The 20,828-nt window shown below is 57.6% G+C and carries 18 protein-coding genes; 10 read left to right on the plus strand and 8 right to left on the minus strand.

Going from position 1 to position 20,828, the window contains the following annotated elements; genetic code table 11:
• Positions 1-57 precede the first annotated feature (57 nt).
• The 3 genes from plsB (at position 58) to olsF (ending at position 5,205) form a co-directional block, all read left to right on the plus strand.
• Positions 58-2,523, plus strand: a complete 2,466-nt coding sequence (plsB, locus tag AC5DB9_RS09635) for a glycerol-3-phosphate 1-O-acyltransferase PlsB (protein ID WP_272991309.1) — start codon at positions 58-60, stop codon at positions 2,521-2,523.
• 123 nt (positions 2,524-2,646) lie between these two features.
• Positions 2,647-3,468, plus strand: coding sequence for a UDP-2,3-diacylglucosamine diphosphatase (locus AC5DB9_RS09640; protein ID WP_272991308.1), 822 nt, complete (start codon positions 2,647-2,649; stop codon positions 3,466-3,468).
• A 15-nt stretch (positions 3,469-3,483) separates the two neighbouring features.
• Complete coding sequence (olsF, locus tag AC5DB9_RS09645) at positions 3,484-5,205, plus strand: bifunctional ornithine lipid synthase OlsF (RefSeq protein ID WP_272991306.1); 1,722 nt, start codon at positions 3,484-3,486, stop codon at positions 5,203-5,205.
• Positions 5,206-5,241: 36 nt separating this feature from the next.
• Here olsF and AC5DB9_RS09650 read toward each other — a convergent pair whose 3' ends face one another.
• From AC5DB9_RS09650 to AC5DB9_RS09670, 5 genes are all read right to left on the minus strand, one after another.
• Entirely contained in the window at positions 5,242-6,000 is a 759-nt protein-coding gene (locus AC5DB9_RS09650; RefSeq protein WP_272991305.1) for an alpha/beta fold hydrolase, read from the minus strand.
• Positions 5,993-7,108, minus strand: a complete 1,116-nt coding sequence (locus tag AC5DB9_RS09655) for a DUF2817 domain-containing protein (RefSeq protein WP_272991304.1) — start codon at positions 7,106-7,108, stop codon at positions 5,993-5,995. Before AC5DB9_RS09655 ends, AC5DB9_RS09650 begins: the two co-directional genes overlap by 8 nt.
• A gap of 3 nt (positions 7,109-7,111) precedes the next feature.
• Positions 7,112-8,161, minus strand: coding sequence for an MJ1255/VC2487 family glycosyltransferase (locus AC5DB9_RS09660; RefSeq protein WP_272991303.1), 1,050 nt, complete (start codon positions 8,159-8,161; stop codon positions 7,112-7,114).
• 47 nt (positions 8,162-8,208) lie between these two features.
• Entirely contained in the window at positions 8,209-8,736 is a 528-nt protein-coding gene (locus tag AC5DB9_RS09665; RefSeq protein WP_022957750.1) for a phosphatase PAP2 family protein, read from the minus strand.
• An 87-nt stretch (positions 8,737-8,823) separates the two neighbouring features.
• Positions 8,824-9,462 carry a class I SAM-dependent methyltransferase gene (locus AC5DB9_RS09670; RefSeq protein ID WP_272991301.1) on the minus strand — a complete coding sequence of 213 codons (639 nt, stop codon included), beginning with the start codon at positions 9,460-9,462 and terminating at the stop codon, positions 8,824-8,826.
• Positions 9,463-9,611: 149 nt separating this feature from the next.
• Here AC5DB9_RS09670 and sthA point away from each other — a divergent pair, with 149 nt between their 5' ends.
• From sthA to AC5DB9_RS09690, 4 genes are all read left to right on the plus strand, one after another.
• Positions 9,612-11,003, plus strand: a complete 1,392-nt coding sequence (gene sthA / locus AC5DB9_RS09675; RefSeq protein WP_272991300.1) for a Si-specific NAD(P)(+) transhydrogenase — start codon at positions 9,612-9,614, stop codon at positions 11,001-11,003.
• 158 nt (positions 11,004-11,161) lie between these two features.
• Positions 11,162-11,356, plus strand: coding sequence for a PA3496 family putative envelope integrity protein (locus AC5DB9_RS09680; protein ID WP_157581106.1), 195 nt, complete (start codon positions 11,162-11,164; stop codon positions 11,354-11,356).
• 223 nt (positions 11,357-11,579) lie between these two features.
• Complete coding sequence (locus AC5DB9_RS09685; RefSeq protein WP_022957746.1) at positions 11,580-12,365, plus strand: DUF3014 domain-containing protein; 786 nt, start codon at positions 11,580-11,582, stop codon at positions 12,363-12,365.
• Positions 12,366-12,462: 97 nt separating this feature from the next.
• The gene (locus AC5DB9_RS09690) at positions 12,463-13,389 is read left to right on the plus strand and encodes an NAD-dependent epimerase/dehydratase family protein (RefSeq protein WP_272991299.1); all 927 of its coding nucleotides are present in this window, start codon (positions 12,463-12,465) and stop codon (positions 13,387-13,389) included.
• A 3-nt stretch (positions 13,390-13,392) separates the two neighbouring features.
• Here AC5DB9_RS09690 and AC5DB9_RS09695 read toward each other — a convergent pair whose 3' ends face one another.
• Positions 13,393-14,250, minus strand: coding sequence for a MaoC family dehydratase (locus AC5DB9_RS09695; RefSeq protein ID WP_272991298.1), 858 nt, complete (start codon positions 14,248-14,250; stop codon positions 13,393-13,395).
• 139 nt (positions 14,251-14,389) lie between these two features.
• Here AC5DB9_RS09695 and AC5DB9_RS09700 point away from each other — a divergent pair, with 139 nt between their 5' ends.
• Positions 14,390-15,445 (plus strand): AraC family transcriptional regulator, encoded by a 1,056-nt coding sequence (locus AC5DB9_RS09700; protein WP_272991296.1) that lies wholly within the window; start codon positions 14,390-14,392, stop codon positions 15,443-15,445.
• A gap of 132 nt (positions 15,446-15,577) precedes the next feature.
• On the opposite strand, the gene AC5DB9_RS09705 is transcribed toward AC5DB9_RS09700, so the two are convergent.
• On the minus strand, positions 15,578-16,960 hold the full coding sequence (locus AC5DB9_RS09705; protein ID WP_272991295.1) for a 3-oxoacyl-ACP reductase: 1,383 nt from the start codon (positions 16,958-16,960) through the stop codon (positions 15,578-15,580).
• Between the two features lie 229 nt (positions 16,961-17,189).
• Between AC5DB9_RS09705 and AC5DB9_RS09710 the strand changes: the two genes are divergently transcribed.
• Complete coding sequence (locus tag AC5DB9_RS09710; protein WP_272991294.1) at positions 17,190-18,485, plus strand: acetyl-CoA C-acetyltransferase; 1,296 nt, start codon at positions 17,190-17,192, stop codon at positions 18,483-18,485.
• Between the two features lie 184 nt (positions 18,486-18,669).
• Here AC5DB9_RS09710 and AC5DB9_RS09715 read toward each other — a convergent pair whose 3' ends face one another.
• Entirely contained in the window at positions 18,670-19,551 is an 882-nt protein-coding gene (locus tag AC5DB9_RS09715) for a bile acid:sodium symporter family protein (RefSeq protein WP_272991293.1), read from the minus strand.
• Positions 19,552-19,857: 306 nt separating this feature from the next.
• Between AC5DB9_RS09715 and AC5DB9_RS09720 the strand changes: the two genes are divergently transcribed.
• Positions 19,858-20,574 (plus strand): TetR/AcrR family transcriptional regulator, encoded by a 717-nt coding sequence (locus AC5DB9_RS09720; RefSeq protein ID WP_272991292.1) that lies wholly within the window; start codon positions 19,858-19,860, stop codon positions 20,572-20,574.
• The last annotated feature ends 254 nt before the right edge of the window (positions 20,575-20,828 follow it).

Here is a 20,828-nt window from a genome sequence, read left to right on the forward strand (position 1 = left end):
GACCGGGTGCTCAGCTGTTGAGACATCGGGCAAGCCACTGTGGGAAGCGACACATTCATGTCCTGGTATACCAAGCTGTTTTTCATGTTCTGCCGCCTGGTGTCAACGCCGGTACTGGCGCTGGTAAGGCCCAATATTGTGCAGGTCGACGATGGCTTGCGTGACGCGGTGGAGGGGCGTCCCGTGTGTTATGTGTTGCGCACCTATAGCTGGACGGACCGGTTTCTGCTGGAGCGGATTCTGCGCGCCGAGGGGCTCACCCCGCTGCACCGTACGCCCGGCAAACTGCCTGTGGCGGAAAAGGCGGGCTGCCTGTATTTGCCGGTAATTGCCGGAGATCGCGGTGCGGATCGCAGCACTGCGACCATGGAAACGCTGATGGCCGGGCAGGGTGAGCAGAGCTTGCAGATCGTGCCCGTGTCGGTATTTTGGGGACGTGACCCCGGCAGCGAAACCTCGTTTCTCAAACTGTTGCTGGGCGACGGTGAGCGCGCCGGTGCCCTGCGCAAGCTGCTGGTGATTATTGCCCAGCGCAAGAACGTGATGCTGCACTTTGCCTATCCCGTTAATTTCCAGAAGCTGGTGGCGCGCACGCAGGAGCCGCAGGCGGCCGCCGTGCTGCTGGCCCGCACCCTGAGTTTCTACTTCAGTCGCCGCAAAACGGCCTCTCTGGGCCCCAGTCTGCTGTCGCGGCATGAGATCATCAATCTGGTACTGCGTCGGCCCGCTGTGCGTGAAGCCATGCAGGAGGAGCAGGCCGAAGAAAAACTCAGTGCCGCAAAAATCGAGAAAAAAGCCCGCAAGATGGCCAATGAAGTGGCGGCCAATTTCGACTCGCGGATTTTGCGGGTGCTGGATCTGATTCTTAGCTGGGTATTTCGCAAGATTTTCAGCGGCATTCGCCTGCACCATGTCGAGCGTCTGAACCGCACTGCCAACGATCGGCAATTGGTGTACATGCCGAGTCACCGCAGCCACCTCGATTATCTGCTGATTTCCTACGGCCTCTACACGCAAGGGTTGGTGCCGCCACATATTGCGGCCGGGGTGAACCTGAACTTTTGGCCGGTAGGCGGTCTGCTGCGCCGGGGCGGTGCTTTTTATATTCGCCGCAGCTTTGCCGGACAGAAACTCTATAGTGCGGTGTTTCGCAGCTATCTGGATGTCATTCTGGGGCGGGGCTACCCCGTGGAGTTTTTCCCGGAGGGCGGGCGTTCCCGTACCGGTCGTCTGCTGCCACCTAAAAAGGGCATGCTGGCGATGACGGTGGAAAGCTTCCTCGCCCAGCCGGCGCGGAAGGTCGCGCTGGTGCCGGTGTATGTGGGCTACGACAAGCTGGTGGAAGGCGCGTCCTACGTGAAGGAACTGCGCGGTGCCGCCAAGCAGAGCGAATCAGCGGGCGGTCTGCTCAAGGCCACAAGGATTTTCAAGTCGTCTTACGGCAGCCCCCATGTGGCCTTTGGTGAGCCGATTGCGCTGGAAGACTGCCTGAGCCACATCGAGCCGGAGTGGCGCAGCAAGCTGCAAAGCGGCGACGAAAGCTTTATCCCTGCGGTTGTCGACCACATCGCCCAGGAAAATATGGAGCGGGTGAATTCGGCGGCTGTCATTAACCCCATCGGTCTGGTGGCGATGATTCTGTTGTCCAGCCCCCAGCGTGCCATGGCCGAAGATGAGCTGCTGAACCAGATCGACGCCTTTGTCGCGCTGCTGAAGCGCCTGCCCTACAGTGCGGATGTCACCTTGCCGGAGGGCAGCGCGCGGGAAATTCTCGACGCTGCAGCACGCACGGCGGGGCTGTCGCGCATCGATCACCTTTGGGGGCCGATTATTACCGCCACAGGTAAAGAGGCGGTGATGCTCACCTATTACCGCAACTCGGTGATGCATGTGCTGGCGATGCCCAGTCTGATCGCGCGTTTCTTCCGCCACAGTGAGCAGGTCAGCATCGATGAATTGCGCGAATCCTGCATGCAGTTGTTGCCCTTCCTCAAGCGCGAGTTGTTTTTGCGGGTCGATTTAAACAACTGCGATGATGTCGTGGACCGGCATATCGACAATCTGGTCGAGCAGGGCTTGCTGCTGCGTCGCGGCGAGTCAGTGCTGGCTCGCCCGGAAGTGGGCAGCAATGCCTACGCGGTGCTGACCGGTCTGGGGAGGATTTTGCGTGAGACCTTTGAGCGCTACACCATGAGCAGTCTCCTGCTGGTGCATGAGCCCGGAGAAACCGCCGCGCCGCGCAGTGCCGTGGAAGAAAACCTGATCGTTATGGCCCAGCGGCTGTCGATTGTCAGCGGACGGGAAGCGCCGGAATACTTTGATAAAAACCTGTTCCGGGTATACCTCGATACCCTGATTGCCCAGAATTTGCTGTATGAGGAAAATCGTGACGGCGAGCGCTGGGTACGCTGCGATGCCCGCCTGCAACTGTTCAGCCAGCGTTGGGTCGCCCTGCTGGGGCCCGATGTCCAGCAAAGTATGTTGCAGTTAATCCGCCAGCCCACCATGAACCGCGACAGCTGAACGACGCCTTGCCCACCGCCGGTTCCGGTGGGCAAGGTTGTCATAAATCTGCCTCAGAACCGTCCCGCCTTTGTCATCGTTGCGCTCTAGCCTGTCATCAATTTAACGACAGAGGCGCCCGGTGTGACCGAGCAAGTAAAACGCTACAAAACGCTATGGCTTTCCGATATCCACCTCGGCTTCAAGGATTGCCGCGCCGAGTACCTGTTGGACTGCCTGAATCACATTGAATGCGACACCATTTATCTGGTGGGCGACGTGGTCGATCTCTGGGCCATGTCCCGCACGCTGTACTGGCCTGCCAGTCACTACGAGGTGTTGCGCACCCTGTTTCGCAAGGCCAATAGCGGCACTCGGGTGGTTTACATTCCCGGTAACCACGACGAACCGTTCCGCGACTATGTCGGGCATATTTTCGGGCCTATCGAAATCCGCAAAGAAGCGGTTTACACCACCCTCAAAGGCAAGCGTCTGTTGATGTTTCACGGCGACTGCCTGGATGAACACATGCAGCTCAGCCGCTGGGAGAATCTGGTCGGCGATGCCGCTTACGATCTGCTGCTGTTTCTCAATCGCTGGGCCAATTTCTTCCGCCGCCGCTTTGGCCATCACTACTGGTCGCTGGCGACCTATATCAAGCAGCGTATCCCCAATGCCCGTCAGGTGATCGACGTGTTTGAAGCCGCGGCCGTGCAGGAAGCCAAAAAGCGCGGTCTGGATGGCGTGATCTGCGGACATATCCACCAGCCTGCACTCAAGGATATCGACGGACTGTTGTACTGCAACGATGGCGACTGGATTGAGAACTGCACGCTCTTGGCTGAGGGCGAGGACGGTGAGCTGGAATTACTGCAGTGGACCGAGACCCGCCAGATGTTGGCAAGGGTTGGTGAACCCGCTGCAAAACCCGTGGCAGACGTGCTGCCGCTGCGACGGGTCGGATAACAACGAGGTGACAATATGATTTCCGTAGATTCGGTTATCGACGAACGTTTTCCCCGTATTGCCAAGGGCAATCCCCATATTAAACGCACGCTCACTGCGCTGCTGCGTTACCTGTTTCACGAGGCCGAGTTCAAACAGTTCGAGCGGGATTACCCGCATCTGCGTGGCAGGGACTTTGTCGAGCAGGTGCTGAACTATTTTGATTTTGGCTACGCGGTCAGTGCCCTCGACAAAGAGCGTATTCCGGTCACGGGGCGCGTGGTGATCATTGCCAACCATCCTATTGGCAGCCTCGACGGACTGGCCCTACTGAAGCTGGTATCTGAAGTGCGCGGCGATGTGAAAGTCGTGGCTAACGAAGTGCTGTATGCCCTCAAGCCGCTGCGCAGCATGTTGCTGCCGGTGGACAATATGAGTGGTAAACGCAATCGCCGGGAAAATCTTCAGGCCATCCACGAGCACCTGGAAGGCGATGGCGCGGTGATTATTTTCCCGGCCGGTGAAGTCTCGCGTTTCAGCCCGTCGGGCATTCGCGATGGTCGCTGGCGGGCGGGCTTTATCAAGTTTGCCGAGCGGGCCAATGCGCCGATTCTGCCAGTGCACATGAACGCCAGGAATTCGGTGTTTTTCTATGCACTGTCGCTGCTGGCCAAGCCGCTGTCGACACTGTGGCTGATCCGCGAAATGTTCAAACAGAACAACCGCACCGTGCGCGTCAGCATCGGCCCGGCTATTGATCCTTCTCTCTACCGCGATCTGCCGCTGACCACGCAGGCCAAAGTGCGCCTGTTCAAGCGCCACCTTTACAAGATCGGCAAGCGCCGCCGTCGTGGTGAGCCCTGCTTTATGCCCGAGGCGCAGCCGGTAGCGCACCCGGAGGACCGACGGGAACTGCGCAGCGCCATTCGTGACTGCGAACACCTGGGCAGCAACCGCGATGGCATGGATATTTATCGCTACGAGTACAGCGGCGACTGCTGCATCATGCGTGAGATCGGTCGCCTGCGCGAAATCAGCTTCCGCGCGGTGGGCGAAGGCACGGGTCTGCGTCGCGACGTAGACGCCTACGATGCCTATTACGACCACATCGTGCTGTGGGACGACAACCAGCTTGAACTGGTGGGCGCCTATCGCCTGAAGCGTGTCGCGGCATTGGAGCCGGGGCAGACGCTCTACAGTGCCAGCCTGTTTGACTACCAGCCCGATGCGGCGAACGCCGTGTTTGCGCAGGGTGTGGAACTGGGCCGCAGTTTTATCCAGCCTCGCTACTGGGGGCGCAATGCCCTGGATTACCTCTGGCAGGGTGTGGGCAAATACCTGGCTCGCTACCCCGAGCTGCGTTATATGTTTGGCCCCGTCAGCCTGAGTGATGAACTGCCTCGCGCCGCCAAAGATGCCCTGTTGGAATTCTATAGCTGCTATTTTTCCAGCGAGTCCGGCGCGGTCGATCCTGACTGGGCCAGCGCAAAAATGCCTTACCGCAGCGAGTCGGCGGTTACGCGTTTCAAGGGCGACGACTACCGGCGGGAATTTGCTGAGTTAAAGGCCATGCTGGCCGAACTGGGCTGCTCGGTGCCGACGCTGTACAAGCAGTATACTGAGCTTTGTGAGCCCGGTGGTGTCAGCTTTGCCGATTTCAATATCGATCCGGATTTTGCCGACTGTATTGATGGTCTGGTGCTGGTGGATATCGAGAAAATGAAGCCAGCGCGTCGCAAGCGCTATCTCGGCCAGTAGAAGCTGTGCCCGAAGGCGGCCTGTCTGGCCGCCTGCTTATTCCTTCCCCGCAATATCTTCAAAGCGCTGGATTAGCCAATCCGGGTCATCCAGCGGCAGGTCGTGTCCGGCGCTCTGGTGCAGCGCAACAGGCGCCTGGTAGCGGTCGGCGAGTTGCTGGCTGCACTGCCAGCTCACCATGTGATCAGCGCGGCTGGCGAGAAACAGCAAGCGATCGGCGGGCAATGTGTGTGGCGCGCGAAAGCGACTGGCAGCCCAGAGTTGGCGCAGCACATTGCGGCGCTGGATGGGGTGCTGGTTGCGCAGCTCGACGTAGCGACTGAGCAGCGCGGCGTTGTTGCCGTGCCGGTTGCTGACCATTTTCAGAATGGCCTGCTCCTGAGTGCTGGCGTGTCTCGAGACCAGACCGCGAAAGACCTGGGGTAGTGCGCGGGGCTGAAGTCGCTGCCATACCGGGCAGTCACCACTGCTGCTGTTAATCAAAATAAGCTGGCGGATGCGTTGGGGTTCCGTGTGCAGCCAGTCCAAGGCGACCATGCCCCCCAGCGACAGCGCGACAATCCCGAAGGGCTCATCGTCGGGCAAGGCGAAGCGTTGCTGAAGATCGCTGCGGATCTCTGCAATGGTCAACGGGGACCTGCGTTGATGCTCACTGCCAAAGCCGGGCAAGTCCAGCGTGTGACACTGCCAGCCCAAGCGCGCAGCGCAGTCATCCACAAAGGGCTGCCAGTGGCCGCTCTCGCGGGACAGGCCGCGCAGGAACAGCCAATGCCGGGGCAGCGATAGCTCAGTCATCGAGTTGTCGATACCAAAGGCTTTGGGCGATCTGGCGAAGCTGCATTTCCTGTTCGCCCCGTGGCTGCCATTGTTCGGTATTGCGGCAGGCCGCCAGCATAAAATCCAGTAGCAACAGGTGGCCGCGCAACACCCGCGCATGGCGGTGGGGCACCGTAGGATTGAACAGCCCGGCAAAACTGAACAATTGTCGGGGGTGTTTCTTCACCCACAACCAGCTTCCCATTTCCAGTGTCAGTGGCAGCAGCTTCACACCTTGTTCGCGACAGCGCAGATAAAAGTAGTCCCACATATCGCCGTGACTGAGATAGTGCATTGCCTGGGGGCCGAAGGCGTAATTGTGGTGGGGGAAGTTGCGCTCCCAGAGCAGTTTGAGCGCCACGTAGCTGCCGATGTCGTCGATGGCTTCCTTGCGGTAGGCATGGGGAATCCACAGATGATCGCGAAAGCCGAAACCGGAGTGGAAGTCGATCGCAATCATCGTTCTGCCTGCTTGGCTGTGTCGGCGAATCAGTGATTCCAGTACCTGAAACTCCGGTTCAACCTGTCGGTCATAGCGTCCCCGATACCATGGCAGGCGGCGCCAGAGGCGCTGCCCGCCGACCAGAAACGGGACCCGGTCTTCGGCGTCAATCGGCGCGTGCCGGTTGAGATCGACGCTGTTGGCATTGCAGCGCGAGTTGCGGAGCATGCCCGCGGGGTTGACCAGGGGCAGGGCGATGATCGCCACTTCGTCTTCAAATTGTGATCGCCAGTGGCGGTCCCAGCGGCAGCGCTCCAATGCGGTTTCCAGCCAGGCGATTAATACCTGGGTACCAATGCGCTCGACGCCGTGCACACCGCCGGTGAGCAGCAGGCAGTGTTTGGCGGTTTCAGGTTTGCCCAGCGTCAGGGAGATGAGGGGGAGCTTGAAATCGTCGACGTCGATCAGGGCTTCGCAGCGGCTGCTCAGTAAGTCGCCGCCGTGCCGACAGAGCTGTTCAACATTGAGAAGCTCCGGCAGGCGCCGGTGCAGGCGACCGCGATAGGGGTCGAGAGCGCTGTGCACGTCCAGCGGTGGCGGTCCGAAAACAGCGTCTTCGTCACTGGGGGGTAAGTGATTCGTCAAGGCTTAGGCGCAGTTCAGTCGAGCGGAGGCATCGCGCTGCTGCCAGAGCGAGGCGACCAGCGCGTCCCGGTTTTGCCAATCACCTTTCAGCAACCAGTCGCAAATCGCTGCCGCGACATCGGGGTAGTTCTGGGGCGCCGGTGCGCGGCGTTGTTCCAACCAGTTTCCAACCGCTTCGCTATCGAGGTGGGTCATGATGCTGGCGAGTTCGAGTTGACGAAGAGTGGCCGCGTTACCCAGTTGTTCCGACTGGCCCGCGACGGGCTTGGCCAGTACCGGCAGGCCGATATGCAGGCATTCGCTGATCAATTCAAATCCCGCATTGCAGATCACGCCATCGGCGCTGCGCAGATCCTGCTTGAAGCCGTGCAGACTGGTTTTGCGCAGCATGACGTTGCCCTGCTGCTGATCACTGAGCGTCGGGGCATACTGAATAAAGCGTTGCCCGGGGAACTGTCGCAGCAGCCCGGTGACGCGGCTCTGGTCTTCAAAGGGCAGATACACCACCGTGTGGCCTGCAGAAGGCAGGCGGCTTTCCTCCGGGTTGATGATCGGCGGCACGATCGGGCCGTCAAAGTGGTGCCAATGCAGGCCCAGGCCATAGCGTACGGGGGCAAACAGTTTCATCACCAGACGATTGCGTAGATCAACACCGTCCTCGGGCACTCCGGGGTGACCGAAGGCATATTGGTGGCCGACCCCGACAACGGGTTTGGCTTTCAGTCGCCCCGCCCAGGCGGTGACCGGTTCGAAGTCTGTCAGCACCAGGTCGTAAGGCGTCAGGTCGAGTTGCTTAACGTCTTTGATAAATTGCAGAGGGCGCGCATCGCGCAGGGTCTGAAGGGTATTGATGCGGCCGTCGACCGTGGTGAAACTCAGGCCATGACGGATTTCGTAGCGGCCAAAACAATCCATGTCGAAGTATTGTTCGGCAGGTCGACCGCTGAATAGATAGTCCACCTCCACATTCCTGTCGGCGAAATGTTTGGCCATCATGCGGGCGCGCGAAATATGGCCGTTTCCGGTGCCTTGCACGCCGTATAAAATTTTCATCTGTCTGTGTTTGACTCGTTCAATGAGTGGAATGGGTATCCCGGTGACTACAGTGTCACCAGGTAATAGCCCAGATGTGCGATGGCGACGCCAAGTCCGGCACCCGCGACGGTATCGGTGGGGAAATGGACGCCGAGTAAGACGCGGGAGGCACCGACGGCGGCGGCCCAGACAAACAGGCCGGCGGCGACAGCGCCGAAGCTCAGCACCGCAAGGGTGGCCAGCAGAAAGGCGGCGGCGGTGTGCCCCGATGGGAAGCTGAATTCGTCGGAGGCAATGATCGACGCACTGAACTGCGGGATGGCGGCAGGTGGGCGGCGGCGACGGCAGGTGTTTTTAAGCACCCAGTACAGCGGCAGCCACACGGCAAAGGAGATTGCCACGGCGGCGGTAAAGTAGCCGCTGCCGGGCACATTCAGTGCCAGCAGGCCCAGTGGCAAAAACAACTGGGTGTAGCCGTCACCGCTTTTGGAAACGCCGAAGGCGACGCGGCAAAGCTGTTGCTGATGGCGGGTGTTGACGCAAGCCAGAAACATCCGCACATCGAACTGATTAATTGATTGAATCAGGCGCATAGTTTCATCCTCTCGAATGTCACCCTACGCCTCGGCGTTTGCAAATTCGTGACACTGTCATTGCAGAAATGCGACAGTGTGGCGGGGTCAGCGATTCTCCAGTCGCAGAACAAACCCCCGGTGATGGCGCTGGCTGCAGGCTTCGACAGGCAGCAGCTCGGCGTAAAAGTCGTCGACACAGGCTTCGGCGACGGCCAGGAAGGGCGGCCGTCCGGGATCGCTGAGCAGGATTTGTCCGCAACCTGCGTCGACGGCGCGGGCAATCATCTGATAGACCGCCTCGGCCATATCGTCCCAGAAACAGATGTCGCTGCCGATCAGGCAATCGCTCCGAGCCAGCTCCGCGTCAGGGATGTCCTCAAATGCCCAGGGTTGGCAGTCGACGGTGACGTTATTGACGGCTGCTTGTGCCTGCAAGAAGGGGAAAACGGCAGAGTCGGCGTCGCTGGCGATGACGCTCGCGTCAAGGTGTTTCGCACAGTAAATGCCGCCCAGGCCCCAGCCGCAGCCGACATCCAGTACCCGGCTGTGGGGCGCCAGTGGGTGCTGCTGGAGATAATCCATCAGCAGAAACGCGGCGCCCCAATTTTTATTGCCGTGTAACTGGGTGCTGCCCGCTGCGCGCAGACGACGCATAATGGGGTGGCTGGCAAGCAGGTAGTCAATGCCGTAATGCTGCCGCTGTTTTGGGTGGGGGTGTTTATCAAGGCCTGACGATACGGACATGGCGCCTTTCCTGAAAGCCGGTAATGGGCAAAAAAACTCTGTGCCGACCAAGGTCGAATGCCCCTGTTGGCGATGGGCGGGTAGTATACTGCTTTGGCGGAGTGTTTCCCCTCGCTCCTGTGTCCTTGGGCTCTATAAGGAGGATTGGCGTGGCCGATTTCGATTTTGACGTGCTGGTAATTGGCAGTGGTCCGGCGGGGGAGAGCGCGGCGCTCAATGCCGTGAAGCACGGCCAGAGTGTCGCCGTCGTCGAAGAGCAAGACCAGGTCGGCGGGGCCTGTACCCATCAAGGGACGATTCCTTCCAAGGCCTTGAGGCATATGGTGCGTCAGGCCATCCGTTTTAATCGCACGCCGATTTTTCGCGATATTGGCGACCCTCGAACACTGACGTATCCCCGTCTGCTCAGCCACGCGAACGAGGTTATTGCCCGTCAGGTGGCGATGCGCAGCCGCTTTTACAATCGCAACAATATCCGCATTATTCGCGGCCATGCCCGTTTCGCCGACGCGCACACATTGACGGTGACCTGCAGCGATGGGCGCGAGGAACGTTTTACGGCCGGGCGAATTATTATCGCCACCGGTTCGCGCCCTTACCGTCCGGCCAATATCGACTTTTCCCATCCGCGGGTTTATGACAGCGACAGCATTCTCAAAATGACCAATACCCCACGTAAGATCATTATTTATGGTGCGGGGGTGATTGGCTGCGAGTACGCGTCAATTTTTTCGGGCATTGGTGCCAAGGTAGAGCTGGTCAATACCCGCGACCGACTGTTGGAATTCCTCGACGATGAAATTTCCGATGCCCTCAGTTATCACCTGCGCTACCTAGGGGTGATGATTCGTCACCGTGAGGTGTACAGCGAGGTGGAGGCCAACGACCGCGAGGTGGTGGTCAAACTGGAAAGTGGCAAGCGGCTGCATGCCGATGCGCTGCTGTGGTGTAACGGCCGCAGTGGCAATACCGACCAACTGGGTCTGGACTCCATTGGCGTAGAGCCGGATCACCGGGGCCAGCTTCAGGTGGACGAACACTACCAGACCAGCGTGGCATCTATTTACGCCGCTGGTGACGTCATTGGCTGGCCGGCACTGGCCAGCGCCGCCTACGACCAGGGGCGCGCCGCATCGGCATCGGCAAGGGGTAAAGAGCACTGCCGTTTCGTCGACGACGTGCCGACAGGCATCTACACCTTGCCGGAGATCAGTTCCGTGGGGCTGAACGAGCGCGAGCTGACTGAACAGAAAGTGCCTTACGAGGTGGGGCGTGCCTTCTTCAAGGATACCGCCCGCGGGCAGATCAGCGGCGAGACGGTGGGAATGCTCAAGCTGCTGTTTCACGCCGACACGCTGGAGATTTTGGGTATTCACTGCTTTGGCGCCGAGGCCGCCGAAATCATCCATATCGGCCAGGCGATCATGAAGCAAAAGGACGGCGGAAATAGCCTGCGCTACTTCCTGAATACCACCTTCAACTACCCGACGATGGCCGAGGCGTACCGCACGGCAGCCCTGAATGGCTTGAATCGTCTGTAAGCCCCAGCTCATGAGGGCTGGAGGCGAACGCACAGATCGCAAAAATAGGTATAAATTTTCATTGACAGCGGGTCGTTCTGGGCATAAATAGTGCCCTGAACAACCGCGCTAACGCCGCTGGTTGCTTCCGTATTTGACCGTGCTGGAGTGAGCAGGATATGGCAAGAGATATGGCAGTATCGGAAAGCGTCGAAGATCTGGACGACGACTTCTTTGACGACAGCAGTGCGAGTTATGACGACAACCCGAATATGGGTGGCCGCGATAACAGTATTCGCCGTCGTATCGAAGAGCGGCTGGAGCGCAAACGCCTGATGGAAGAGCTGGATATGCTCGACGATTTCGACATCTGAACGTCTCGGTGACGGTGTCTCTCAGCGCCCGGTGTTCTATCGGGCGCCGCTTTTTAGCCTCCTAATTATCCTCCTGAAATTGTAAATTGCTGCGTAGCCGTGTCGGCCTGTTGCCGGGGCTCGCCAGCGGGGCTACCATGTCGGGCAACGTCATGCCCCGCAGTTGCTGTGTTATACCTCCGCGCGGCGCTACGATGAGTAAAATACAAAACAGGGATACCCAATGAACTGGAAAGTTATTTCCGCGATTGTTGTGCTGCTGGTTGTCGCCGGCTTCGTCTGGTTTGTCGTTGATCGCTCGGCCAACAGCGATTACAACGAGCCGGTCAGTGAGCAGGACCTCGAGCCTTCGATGTCGCCCAAGGTCGGGCAAGTGAAAGAAACCCTGGCGGTTGAGTCCGAAGAGGACTACCAGGAAGAAGCGGACAAGGCACCTGCGCCTCCCAAACAGATTGACGGCAGTGATCAGCAGGTTCGCGAAGCTGCAGGGGAATTGTCCCCGACGGTGGCGGACTGGCTGGTACCCCAGCATCAGGTGCGCAAGTGGGTAGCGATGATCGATCAGATGGCGGGGTTCCGCCTGCCCAATAAAAACCTGCCGGTGCAGTATCCCAAAGAGCCGTTTCTGGTGATCAAAACCGAAAAGGGTATTGCCAATGATCCGGGCAACTATCGTCGCTGGGATCCTCTGGTGAGTGCGGTAACCGCGCTGAATCCGAAAAAAGTGGCGATTTACTACAAAAAGTGGTCGCCGTTTCTGGAATCCAGCTACAACGAACTGGGCAACCCACAGTCCTTCGACAACCAGCTGAGAGCGACCATTGAGCACCTGCTGATTGTGGAACCGATTCCGGTGGATACCGAGCTGCGCAGACCCAAAGTCTTTTATGAATACGCAGACCCAGTACTGGAGAATGCCGATCCGCTCAGCAAGTGGATGTGGCGGTTGGGCCCCGAGAACATGAAAAAGCTTCAGGACTGGCTGAAGCGTCTCGAAAGCTACCTCTAACGTCATCTGCTAACCGAGCAACCGCCACCCGTTTGGAGGGTGGCGGCCTCATCCCCTCGCGCTACACTCGCCTCTAAATACTGATAACGAGGCTGTGATGTCATTAACTCCTGTAGATCTCTCCGGTAGCCGTGTGCTGATTGCCGGCCCCGGTGGCCAGGTGGCGCAACCCATTGTTCAGGCCCTGGCGCCGATTTGTGAATTGACCGCGGTGGCGCGTTTCTCCGATGAAAGCCAGCGCCAGCAACTGGAAAAGCAAGGGGTGCACACCGTACGTGGCGATCTCGCCGATCATCAGAGTCTACGTGACTGTCCCGCCGACGTGGATTACGTGATCAATCTTGCAGTGGTGAAAAGCGGCAACTTCGACTACGACCTGCGTGCCAATGCCGAAGGGATCGGCAACCTCATGAGTCACTGCCGGTCGGCAAAGGCTGTGCTGCATTTTTCGTCCACGGCCGTCTATGAATATGCCGGCCATGAGCCGCGCCGGGAAGATGCGCCGCTGGGTGACAATCACCGTTCCATGTTCCCTACCTACAGTCTGTCGAAAATCGCCGCGGAGTCCGTGTGTCGATTCGTTGCCCGTCAACATGCGATTCCCACGACCATTGCGCGCCTCAGTGTGCCCTATGGGAATAATGGCGGCTGGCCCTTCTTCCATCTGTTGATGATGAAAGAAGGCATGGAAATCGACATTCATCCCGAGGGGCCGAATGTCTACAATCTGTTGCACAGCAGCGATTACCTCGACAAATTGCCCTACCTCCTGGCCGCGGCAGATACTGACGTCTGCACCGTAAATTTTGGCGGCTCTCAGGCCGTCAGTATTGAAGAGTGGTGCGCTTATCTGGCCGAGCTAAGTGGTTTTCAGCCTCGCTTCAAAGAGAATGCCAGCGCCTTCGGCAGTCTGCAGATCGACACCGAGAAAATGCACAGCCTGATCGGTCCGACGCAGAAGGACTGGCGAGACGGGATTCGGGAGATGGTTGAGCAGCTCGCGCCGGAGCTGCTCAAGGCTTGATCGTCAGCTCAGGCGGCCGAGCAGGTGAGGGCGGCCGCTACGCGCGTCGCGTAGTTCAAACACCGTGGTATCGCCGTCATTGTCGTAACACAGCAGGGTGTCGGCGGGCAGAAAAACCGGGGTTTTGAATTCCACTTCACAGTGCAGTTGTTCACGGCTTTCATGGTCAGCCAGCTTGGCAATACAGGCGGCCTTGCTCCACATGCCGTGAACGACCATTTTGCGGAAACCCAGCAGTTTGGCGCTGAGGTTGTGCAGGTGAATGGGGTTAAAGTCTCCCGAGGCGAGCGCGTAGCGGCGGGCCGTCATTGCTGCTATCGCTAAGGGCTGCTGCTGTGTATAGCTGCGTGGCTGAGCATGCTTCTTCGGCGTTTTCTTTCCGCCTTTACTGGCTCGGCGTGACAGGTAAAGGCTGTAGTCTTCCCATACACATTCATTGTTGGCATAAGCACGGCAGCGAAAGGCAAATTCAATCCCGCGATCGGTGTCTTCATGGCCAGCCAGTTCGCAATCAAGCCTCAGAGTTTCGTCGAGACGAATACCGCGATGCTGGATGATGGTATTGCTCAGGTGTACCGAACCCATTGGCGCCACGGGAAAATCCTTGCGCAGCATCAACTGCATTTGCAGGCGAAATGCCAAGGTGTGCAGATAGCTTGGTGGCAGGGTGTCCCGGTCTTCTGAAAAGCCGCAGGCGCGGGCGTAACGGCGTATCTGGCGCGGGCTGCAACGCAGCGACGGCAGGCTGATTCGAACCTCCGGAAAGTCCCTGGCCTGGCGGCGGCGGGGCAGGGCGGCGCGCAACAGCAGTGGTGCCATGGCGGGAAGGCGTTTGATTTGTACTTCCTGAGCGGCGCTCATGCTACTCTATCTCCATCTTTTGTCCGGCGGCACAGTATAATCAATGCCTTGGCACAGGGGATTTGCTGCGGTGTCACTGTTAATAGTGCGCTGCGGCCAATTGCCGGGAACAACGCGCAAGCCATAGACAGCGAGTGTAATGAGCGATTCCAACGAAAAACGGTTTTCAGAACTCAGCGATTCCAGTTTTTTAATCCAGCTGGCCTACCCGGCCCTGCAGGAGTTGGGGCTGGATGTGGAGCGGATAGTTAGCGAGTGCAAAATCTCCACACAGCTGCTGCGCGACCGCACCGCGCGTTTTCCCCACGCCGCGCAGGTGCAGTTCTGGCGGGTGTTGGAAGAGGTTAGCGGCGACAAGAATATCGGGCTGCATCTGGCGAACGTGGTGCCGGTGTATCGAGGTCAGGTGCTGGAATACCTGTTTTTGAGCAGCCAGAACTTCGGCGACGGTCTGCGTCGGGCACAGAACTATCAGCGGCTGGTGACTGATGCCATGCAGTTCAAGCTGAATGTCGAGGGTGACGAAGCGCGGGTAGTGCTCAACTTTTGCGGCGATGGCGAAGTGGAATTGCGCCATCGCGACGAATGTTTTATGCGTTTTCTGCAGCGCTATTTCGACGCCGTTACCGATGGTGCTTTCGAAGCCAAAGAGATTAACCTCAGTCACGAGGCGCAGGGTGATATTGACGAATACCTGCGCCACTTTAACTGCCCGGTGCATTTTGGCGCCGCTGAGCAGAGTCTGGTATTCGACAGCCAGATTCTTTCCACGCCTTCCAGTCACGCCGAGCCGGATTTACTGAAGCTGCACGAAAAAATGGCCAGCAAACAGCTGGAGCGCCTGTCCCGTCAGGATGTGGTGGGTGAAGTGAAACAGGTGATTGCCGAGGTGCTGGAGCTGGGCCAGCCCAGTCTTGAAAGTGTTGCCGAGCGGCTGGGAATGAATGAGCGGGTGTTGCGTTCGCGGCTGACTGAAGCGGGCACCAGTTTTAACCAGGTGCTGGCAGACTATCGCTGTGTGTTGGCGAAACGACTGCTGTCCCGGACTGATGAAAGTATTGCGGATGTGGTGTACCTGACGGGTTTTTCTGAACCCAGTACCTTCTATCGCGCCTTTAAACGCTGGACGGGGCTGACGCCCATCGAGTATCGCCAACAGAAGCAGCAGCGCAACGAGCCGGGTACAAACGACTAACCCGGCTCGTTAATCCCACTGACATTCACCTCTTCGCTTTTCTCGATCTGCCAGAAACCATCTGCAACGAAACGATCTCTGATAAAACGAATAGCGCCGCGTGAAGTGATGCCGTGGGAAGGCGGCGCCCGATCAGGCGCCGAACCAGCTTTGTCCACACACACGCAGCGTATTGCCGTTAACACCGCGCGACAGCGGGTTGCCAAAGAAGGCAATAGCTTCGGCGACATCGACCGGCAGACCACCCTGAGACAGGGAGTTCAGACGACGGCCGAACATGCGGGTGAGCAGCGGGATAGCTGCCGTCATGGCGGTTTCAATAAAGCCGGGAGCCACGGCATTCACGGTGATGTTGCGGGCGCGCAGTTTTTCATCGTGCTGCATGAAATCCACATAGCCGATAACTCCGGCTTTGGAGGCCGAGTAGTTGGTCTGGCCGCGCTGACCGGCAATACCGTTCATCGACGACACGCCGATGATGCTGCCGCCGTCGCGGATCAGGCCATCTTCCAGCAGCTTCGCGGTAATGCGTTGCGCTGAAGCCAGGTTGATATCCAGCGTCATTTGCCACTGTTGCTCGCTCATATTGGCAAGCATTTTATCGCGGGTAACACCGGCGTTGTGTACGATCAGGTCAACACCACCAGCGGCTTTGGCCGCTGCGGCAATTTTTTCACCGGCGTCTGCCGCAGTAATATCGGCGACGAGTGGCTGACCGTTGAGGCGGCTCATTACCCGTGCCAAATCCACTTCCATTGCACCGACGTCAACGCCGATAACGGTCGCGCCATCGCGCGCCAGTGTTTCGGCAATGGCTTCACCAATCCCCCGCGAGGCACCGGTGACGATAGCCGTTTTACCGGCCAGCGGTTTGTGCCAGTCGGCTTCGCCGACTTGCTCGGCGGCACTGACGCGCAGTACCTGGCCGCTGATATAGGCCGACTTGGGTGACAGAAAGAAGCGTAGCGCTGCGCCGAGGTTTTGCTCCGCGCCGTTCGCAACAGTAATCAGCTGCGCGGTGCTGCCGCGGCTGCCCAGTTCTTTAGCCAGTGACCGGGTGAGGCCTTCCAGCGCGCGCTGGGCTGCGGCCTGTTCTGCGGTGGCGCACTGCAGGTGCGGGCGGCCGAGGAGAACAATGCGGCCGCCGTTTGTCAGCTGGCGGATATTGTCGTGGAAGAAGCGATAGGCCTGCACCAGCTCCAAACCGTCTTTCAAACCGCTGGCGTCAAATACCAGCGCCGCGTAGCGGCCTTCATCGGCGGCGTTGTTCAGTGCCGGGCACTGCTCCAGGGCAGCGGGTTCAGCCAGTACTTGAGCGTCGCTGGCCTGAATGACCTCGGCGGCGGCGTTGAGCAGCTCGGCACCGTTGGCGGCTCCCAGCAGCAGACGGCCCGAGAAAAAGCTGTTTTGCTGCGGCGAATAGCGCTTCAGTTCAACGGGAGCGTTAACACCCAGTGCGCCGAGGACTTTCTTTCCGGCACGTGATTGAATAAAGGCTTCGATGCGGTCTGTCATGAAAACTCTCCGTAGTAGGCCAATAAGGCTAGGCCAGCAAGGCTGTAGGCCGATGAATTCCGGCAAGGGCGCAAAATGGGCGCCTGCGTTAAGTCGGAGGCAATTCTACGCGCAGCCAGCCGCAGGTGAATTGACAGACTTGCCCCCTTAGCTCTGTCGGCTCAGCCAATGCCGCGCCGCTGCGCCTTGCTACACTGCGCCCCCATCAGACATCAGCCGAGGAAATTTCATGTCCCAGTCAGTCAAGCGTGTCGCCATCATTGGCGGCAACCGCATTCCGTTCTGCCGTTCCAATACCGCCTACTTCGGTGTCTCCAATCAGGACATGCTGACCGCTGCCATTGAAGGGCTGGTGCAGCGCTACCAGCTTCAGGGCCAGCGTCTGGGCGAAGTAGTGGCGGGCGCTGTAATGAAGCACAGCCGCGATTTCAACCTGACCCGCGAGACCGTACTGGGCACCTCGCTGGACCCGAGCACACCTTGTTTCGACATCCAGCAAGCCTGTGGCACCGGCTTGCAGGCGATCAATCTGGTGGCCAACAAGATCGCGCTGGGCCAGATTGACGCGGCTATTGCCGGTGGTGTTGACACAACCTCTGACGCCCCCATTGGCGTGAGTGAAGGCCTGCGCAAAATTCTGCTGCAAGTGAACAAGGCCCGCAGCCTGGGTGAGCGCATCAAGCCCTTTATGCAGTTGCGTCCGAAAGATGTTGGCGTTCAGATTCCTGTGAACTCCGAGCCTCGCACGGGCATGTCGATGGGCGAGCACACGGAAGTTACTGCAAAGATCTGGCAGATTCCCCGCGACCAACAGGATGAACTGGCATACCAAAGCCACAAAAATCTGGCGGCGGCCTATGATCGCGATTTCTTCAGCGATCTGGTCAGCCCCTTTAACGGCGTGAACCGCGACAATATTTTGCGTCCGGAAACAACCCTCGAAAAACTGGCAACGCTTAGCCCTGCGTTCGACAAGAGCAGTGGGCAGGGTACGCTGACAGCGGGCAACTCCTCGACTTTGACCGACGGCGCCTCGGCGGTACTGCTGGCAAGCGAAGAGTGGGCCAAGGAACGTGGCCTGCCCATTCGCGCTTACCTGAGCTTTGTGGAAACCGCTGCAGTTGATTTCGTCGGTCAGCCAGCAGCAGACAAAGAAGGTCTGCTGCTGGCGCCCGCCTACGCGGTGCCCCGTATGCTGGCTCGTGCAGGACTGACACTGCAGGATTTCGATTTCTACGAAATTCACGAAGCATTTGCCGCGCAGGTACTGGCGACCTTGAAAGTGTGGGAAGACGAAGATTTCTGTCGTGACCGCCTGGGCCTGGATCGTCCGCTGGGCAGCATCGACCGCAGCAAACTCAACGTCAACGGCAGCTCACTTGCAGCGGGCCACCCGTTTGCGGCGACTGGCGGACGCATTGTTGCAACCCTCGCTAAAATGCTGGAAGAAAAAGGCAGCGGTCGCGGCCTCATCTCCATCTGCGCGGCAGGTGGTCAGGGCGTTACCGCCATCCTTGAGCGCTGATTTACACACCGCCGAGAACAAAAACGGGGCTTCGGCCCCGTTTTTTTATGCCCGTTCGGCCGGGTAGATTTCAATCCTAGTTCCCGCCTTTCCCAAACGACTCACAGCTTCCCAGCTCGTAAGCCATCACCGACGAATCGGCGCAGGCCGTGCAGCCGTTGCTGTCTTTCGATACATCGTTAACTCAAGTGTTGGTTTTCAGTGATTGAAGACTGGCTTTGCGCGTTACCAATATTGTGAACATCGAGGCACTCGCGAACATAACCAAGCTGTAAATAATTGGGGCCATCGACATTTCCGCGCTCTTCAGCACTCCGGTCGTCAGCATTAGTGCCATTGTTCCATTCTGCAAGCCAACTTCCAGCGCTATGGTGCGTGCCTGTGCCTCACCGTCTAACAGGAATTTTCCCAGTTTGTAGCCAAGTGACATGGTTATTACATTGAGGAGCACAGCTGCTACGCCTGCTCGGGCTGCTGAGGATAGAAGCTGATTACCTAGCTGTAGGCAGATTGCAAGGATGAGCAAGGCGAGTACAACGGAGGAAGCGCGATTTACCCACAGTTCGGAGCGCTGGGCCCAAGAGGGCCATTTTGCCCTGAGTAGCATTCCTGCAATGACCGGAATAACACTGACTACTATCAGTTGAAAGAATGTTTTCAGCAGCGGCAGGCTGATGTCTTGCGCATTTTCACCATAGTGGTTGATGGCCCAGTTGGCGAGCAGGGGAATTGAGAATGGGGTGATGAAGCCGATAACTGCAGTTAGCGAAACGGATAGGCCGACATCCGCTTTTGCCAGCATGCTAAAAAGGTTGGATGTTGCGCCCCCGGGGCAGAGTGCAATCATAAAAAGCCCGATTGCAACGCCGCCAGTTAACCCCAGGAGTTCTATAAGTAGCAGGGCGATGAGCGGTAGAAGTACAAGCTGGCCGGTAATGCCTACCAAAAACCCTTTGGGAGTATGTACGACACGATAGAAGTCTTGAGGGGTAAGTCCCAAGCCGACTCCAATCATAACGATGATGAGGGTAATTGGCAGCCCCGCAGAAATTAAAGATTCGAGCATGATTCATCCTTATTGTTATAGCTGGAATTCCGTTTGCTGGTGTTTCCTCCAGCGTCCCTTGTCTGGTTTGACGGGTGGTTTTTACTCCTAGTTTTTACTCCTAGGTAGTGCTTGTGAAAACCTGCTTCTCAGTTCGGTTCAGACATTCTCATATTCCCGCTTCATAGCAATAGCGGGGTTCCTAGTGAATAGCTAGGCTTTCTGTAGTTGCCTTCTCCTTATTTGAAAATTATCACTGGACATTAACAAACGAGTGGTTATTATGTAAATGACCATGTGGTTATTTTTGTAGGGACTGCGTTGTTTATGCCTGAAAACCTAAGACGCCCTTCCGTTCAGATTGTCGGAAGGCCAAAGAAAGTCAGTCGGGAGCAGATTGTTGTAGCGGCTCTTGACGTTATGGAAAAGGAGGGATTCGCAGCATTAAGTATGCGTTCACTTGCACGTGAACTGGGAATTAACCATTCGACGCTCTACAACTATGTTGAACATATTGGTGAAGTGGAGAAAGCTGCTCTGGATGTTCTGATGGACAGGATTCCTATGCCGGATAGAACACGCACGGAACCTATACGTGCTCAGCTTATTGAGCATTTGTTGGCTGTGCGGCAGACCCAGATTGTTTTCCCCAAGTTCTGCCATGCACCGCCCGGAACTCCGGCCTGGCGCCTTCAGATGGCGTGTCTTTCCCAAATTCTCGACAACTGTTGTAGTGATGACGAGCAAATGGAGCACATGGCTATTGCGTATAACACGTTAATTAGTGTTGTTGCACACAGTGCTGAACACAATCGCTCTGCTGGGAATGACATTCCAATCACATCTGACTTGGAGGCAATATCTGCATTGCCCAAGGAAGATTTTGAGCCGCTTTTCAGGCCGTTGCGTCGCAACAAGACCTATAAGCGGGAGCTGTCTTCCTTTGTTTACCGATTGGATTACCTGATTAGTTGTTTGGCTCCCCACATAGCGAAATTGAGTGAAAAAGAACTATCCAGAATAGAGAAATCATTTGCCGGATAAGGCATAACCCATGACCTAATAAAACACGAAGCAACGGATGGATTCGGAGGAATAATAATGATTAAGGTGCCCTATAGGATATTAGGAATTTTCTTATCGGTGATTTCCCATGCAGCCCCTGTATGGAGTCAGAATGAAGAGAAGATAGACAAGGATAAGGTCGACAGTAGCAGACCCATATTGGAGGAGGTGTTTGTTACTTGTAGTGGTCAAGTAAAACTGGCCACGGGTTTATAAGTTTTCCAGTACATACT

It is taken from the genome of Spongiibacter sp. (assembly GCF_984394615.1).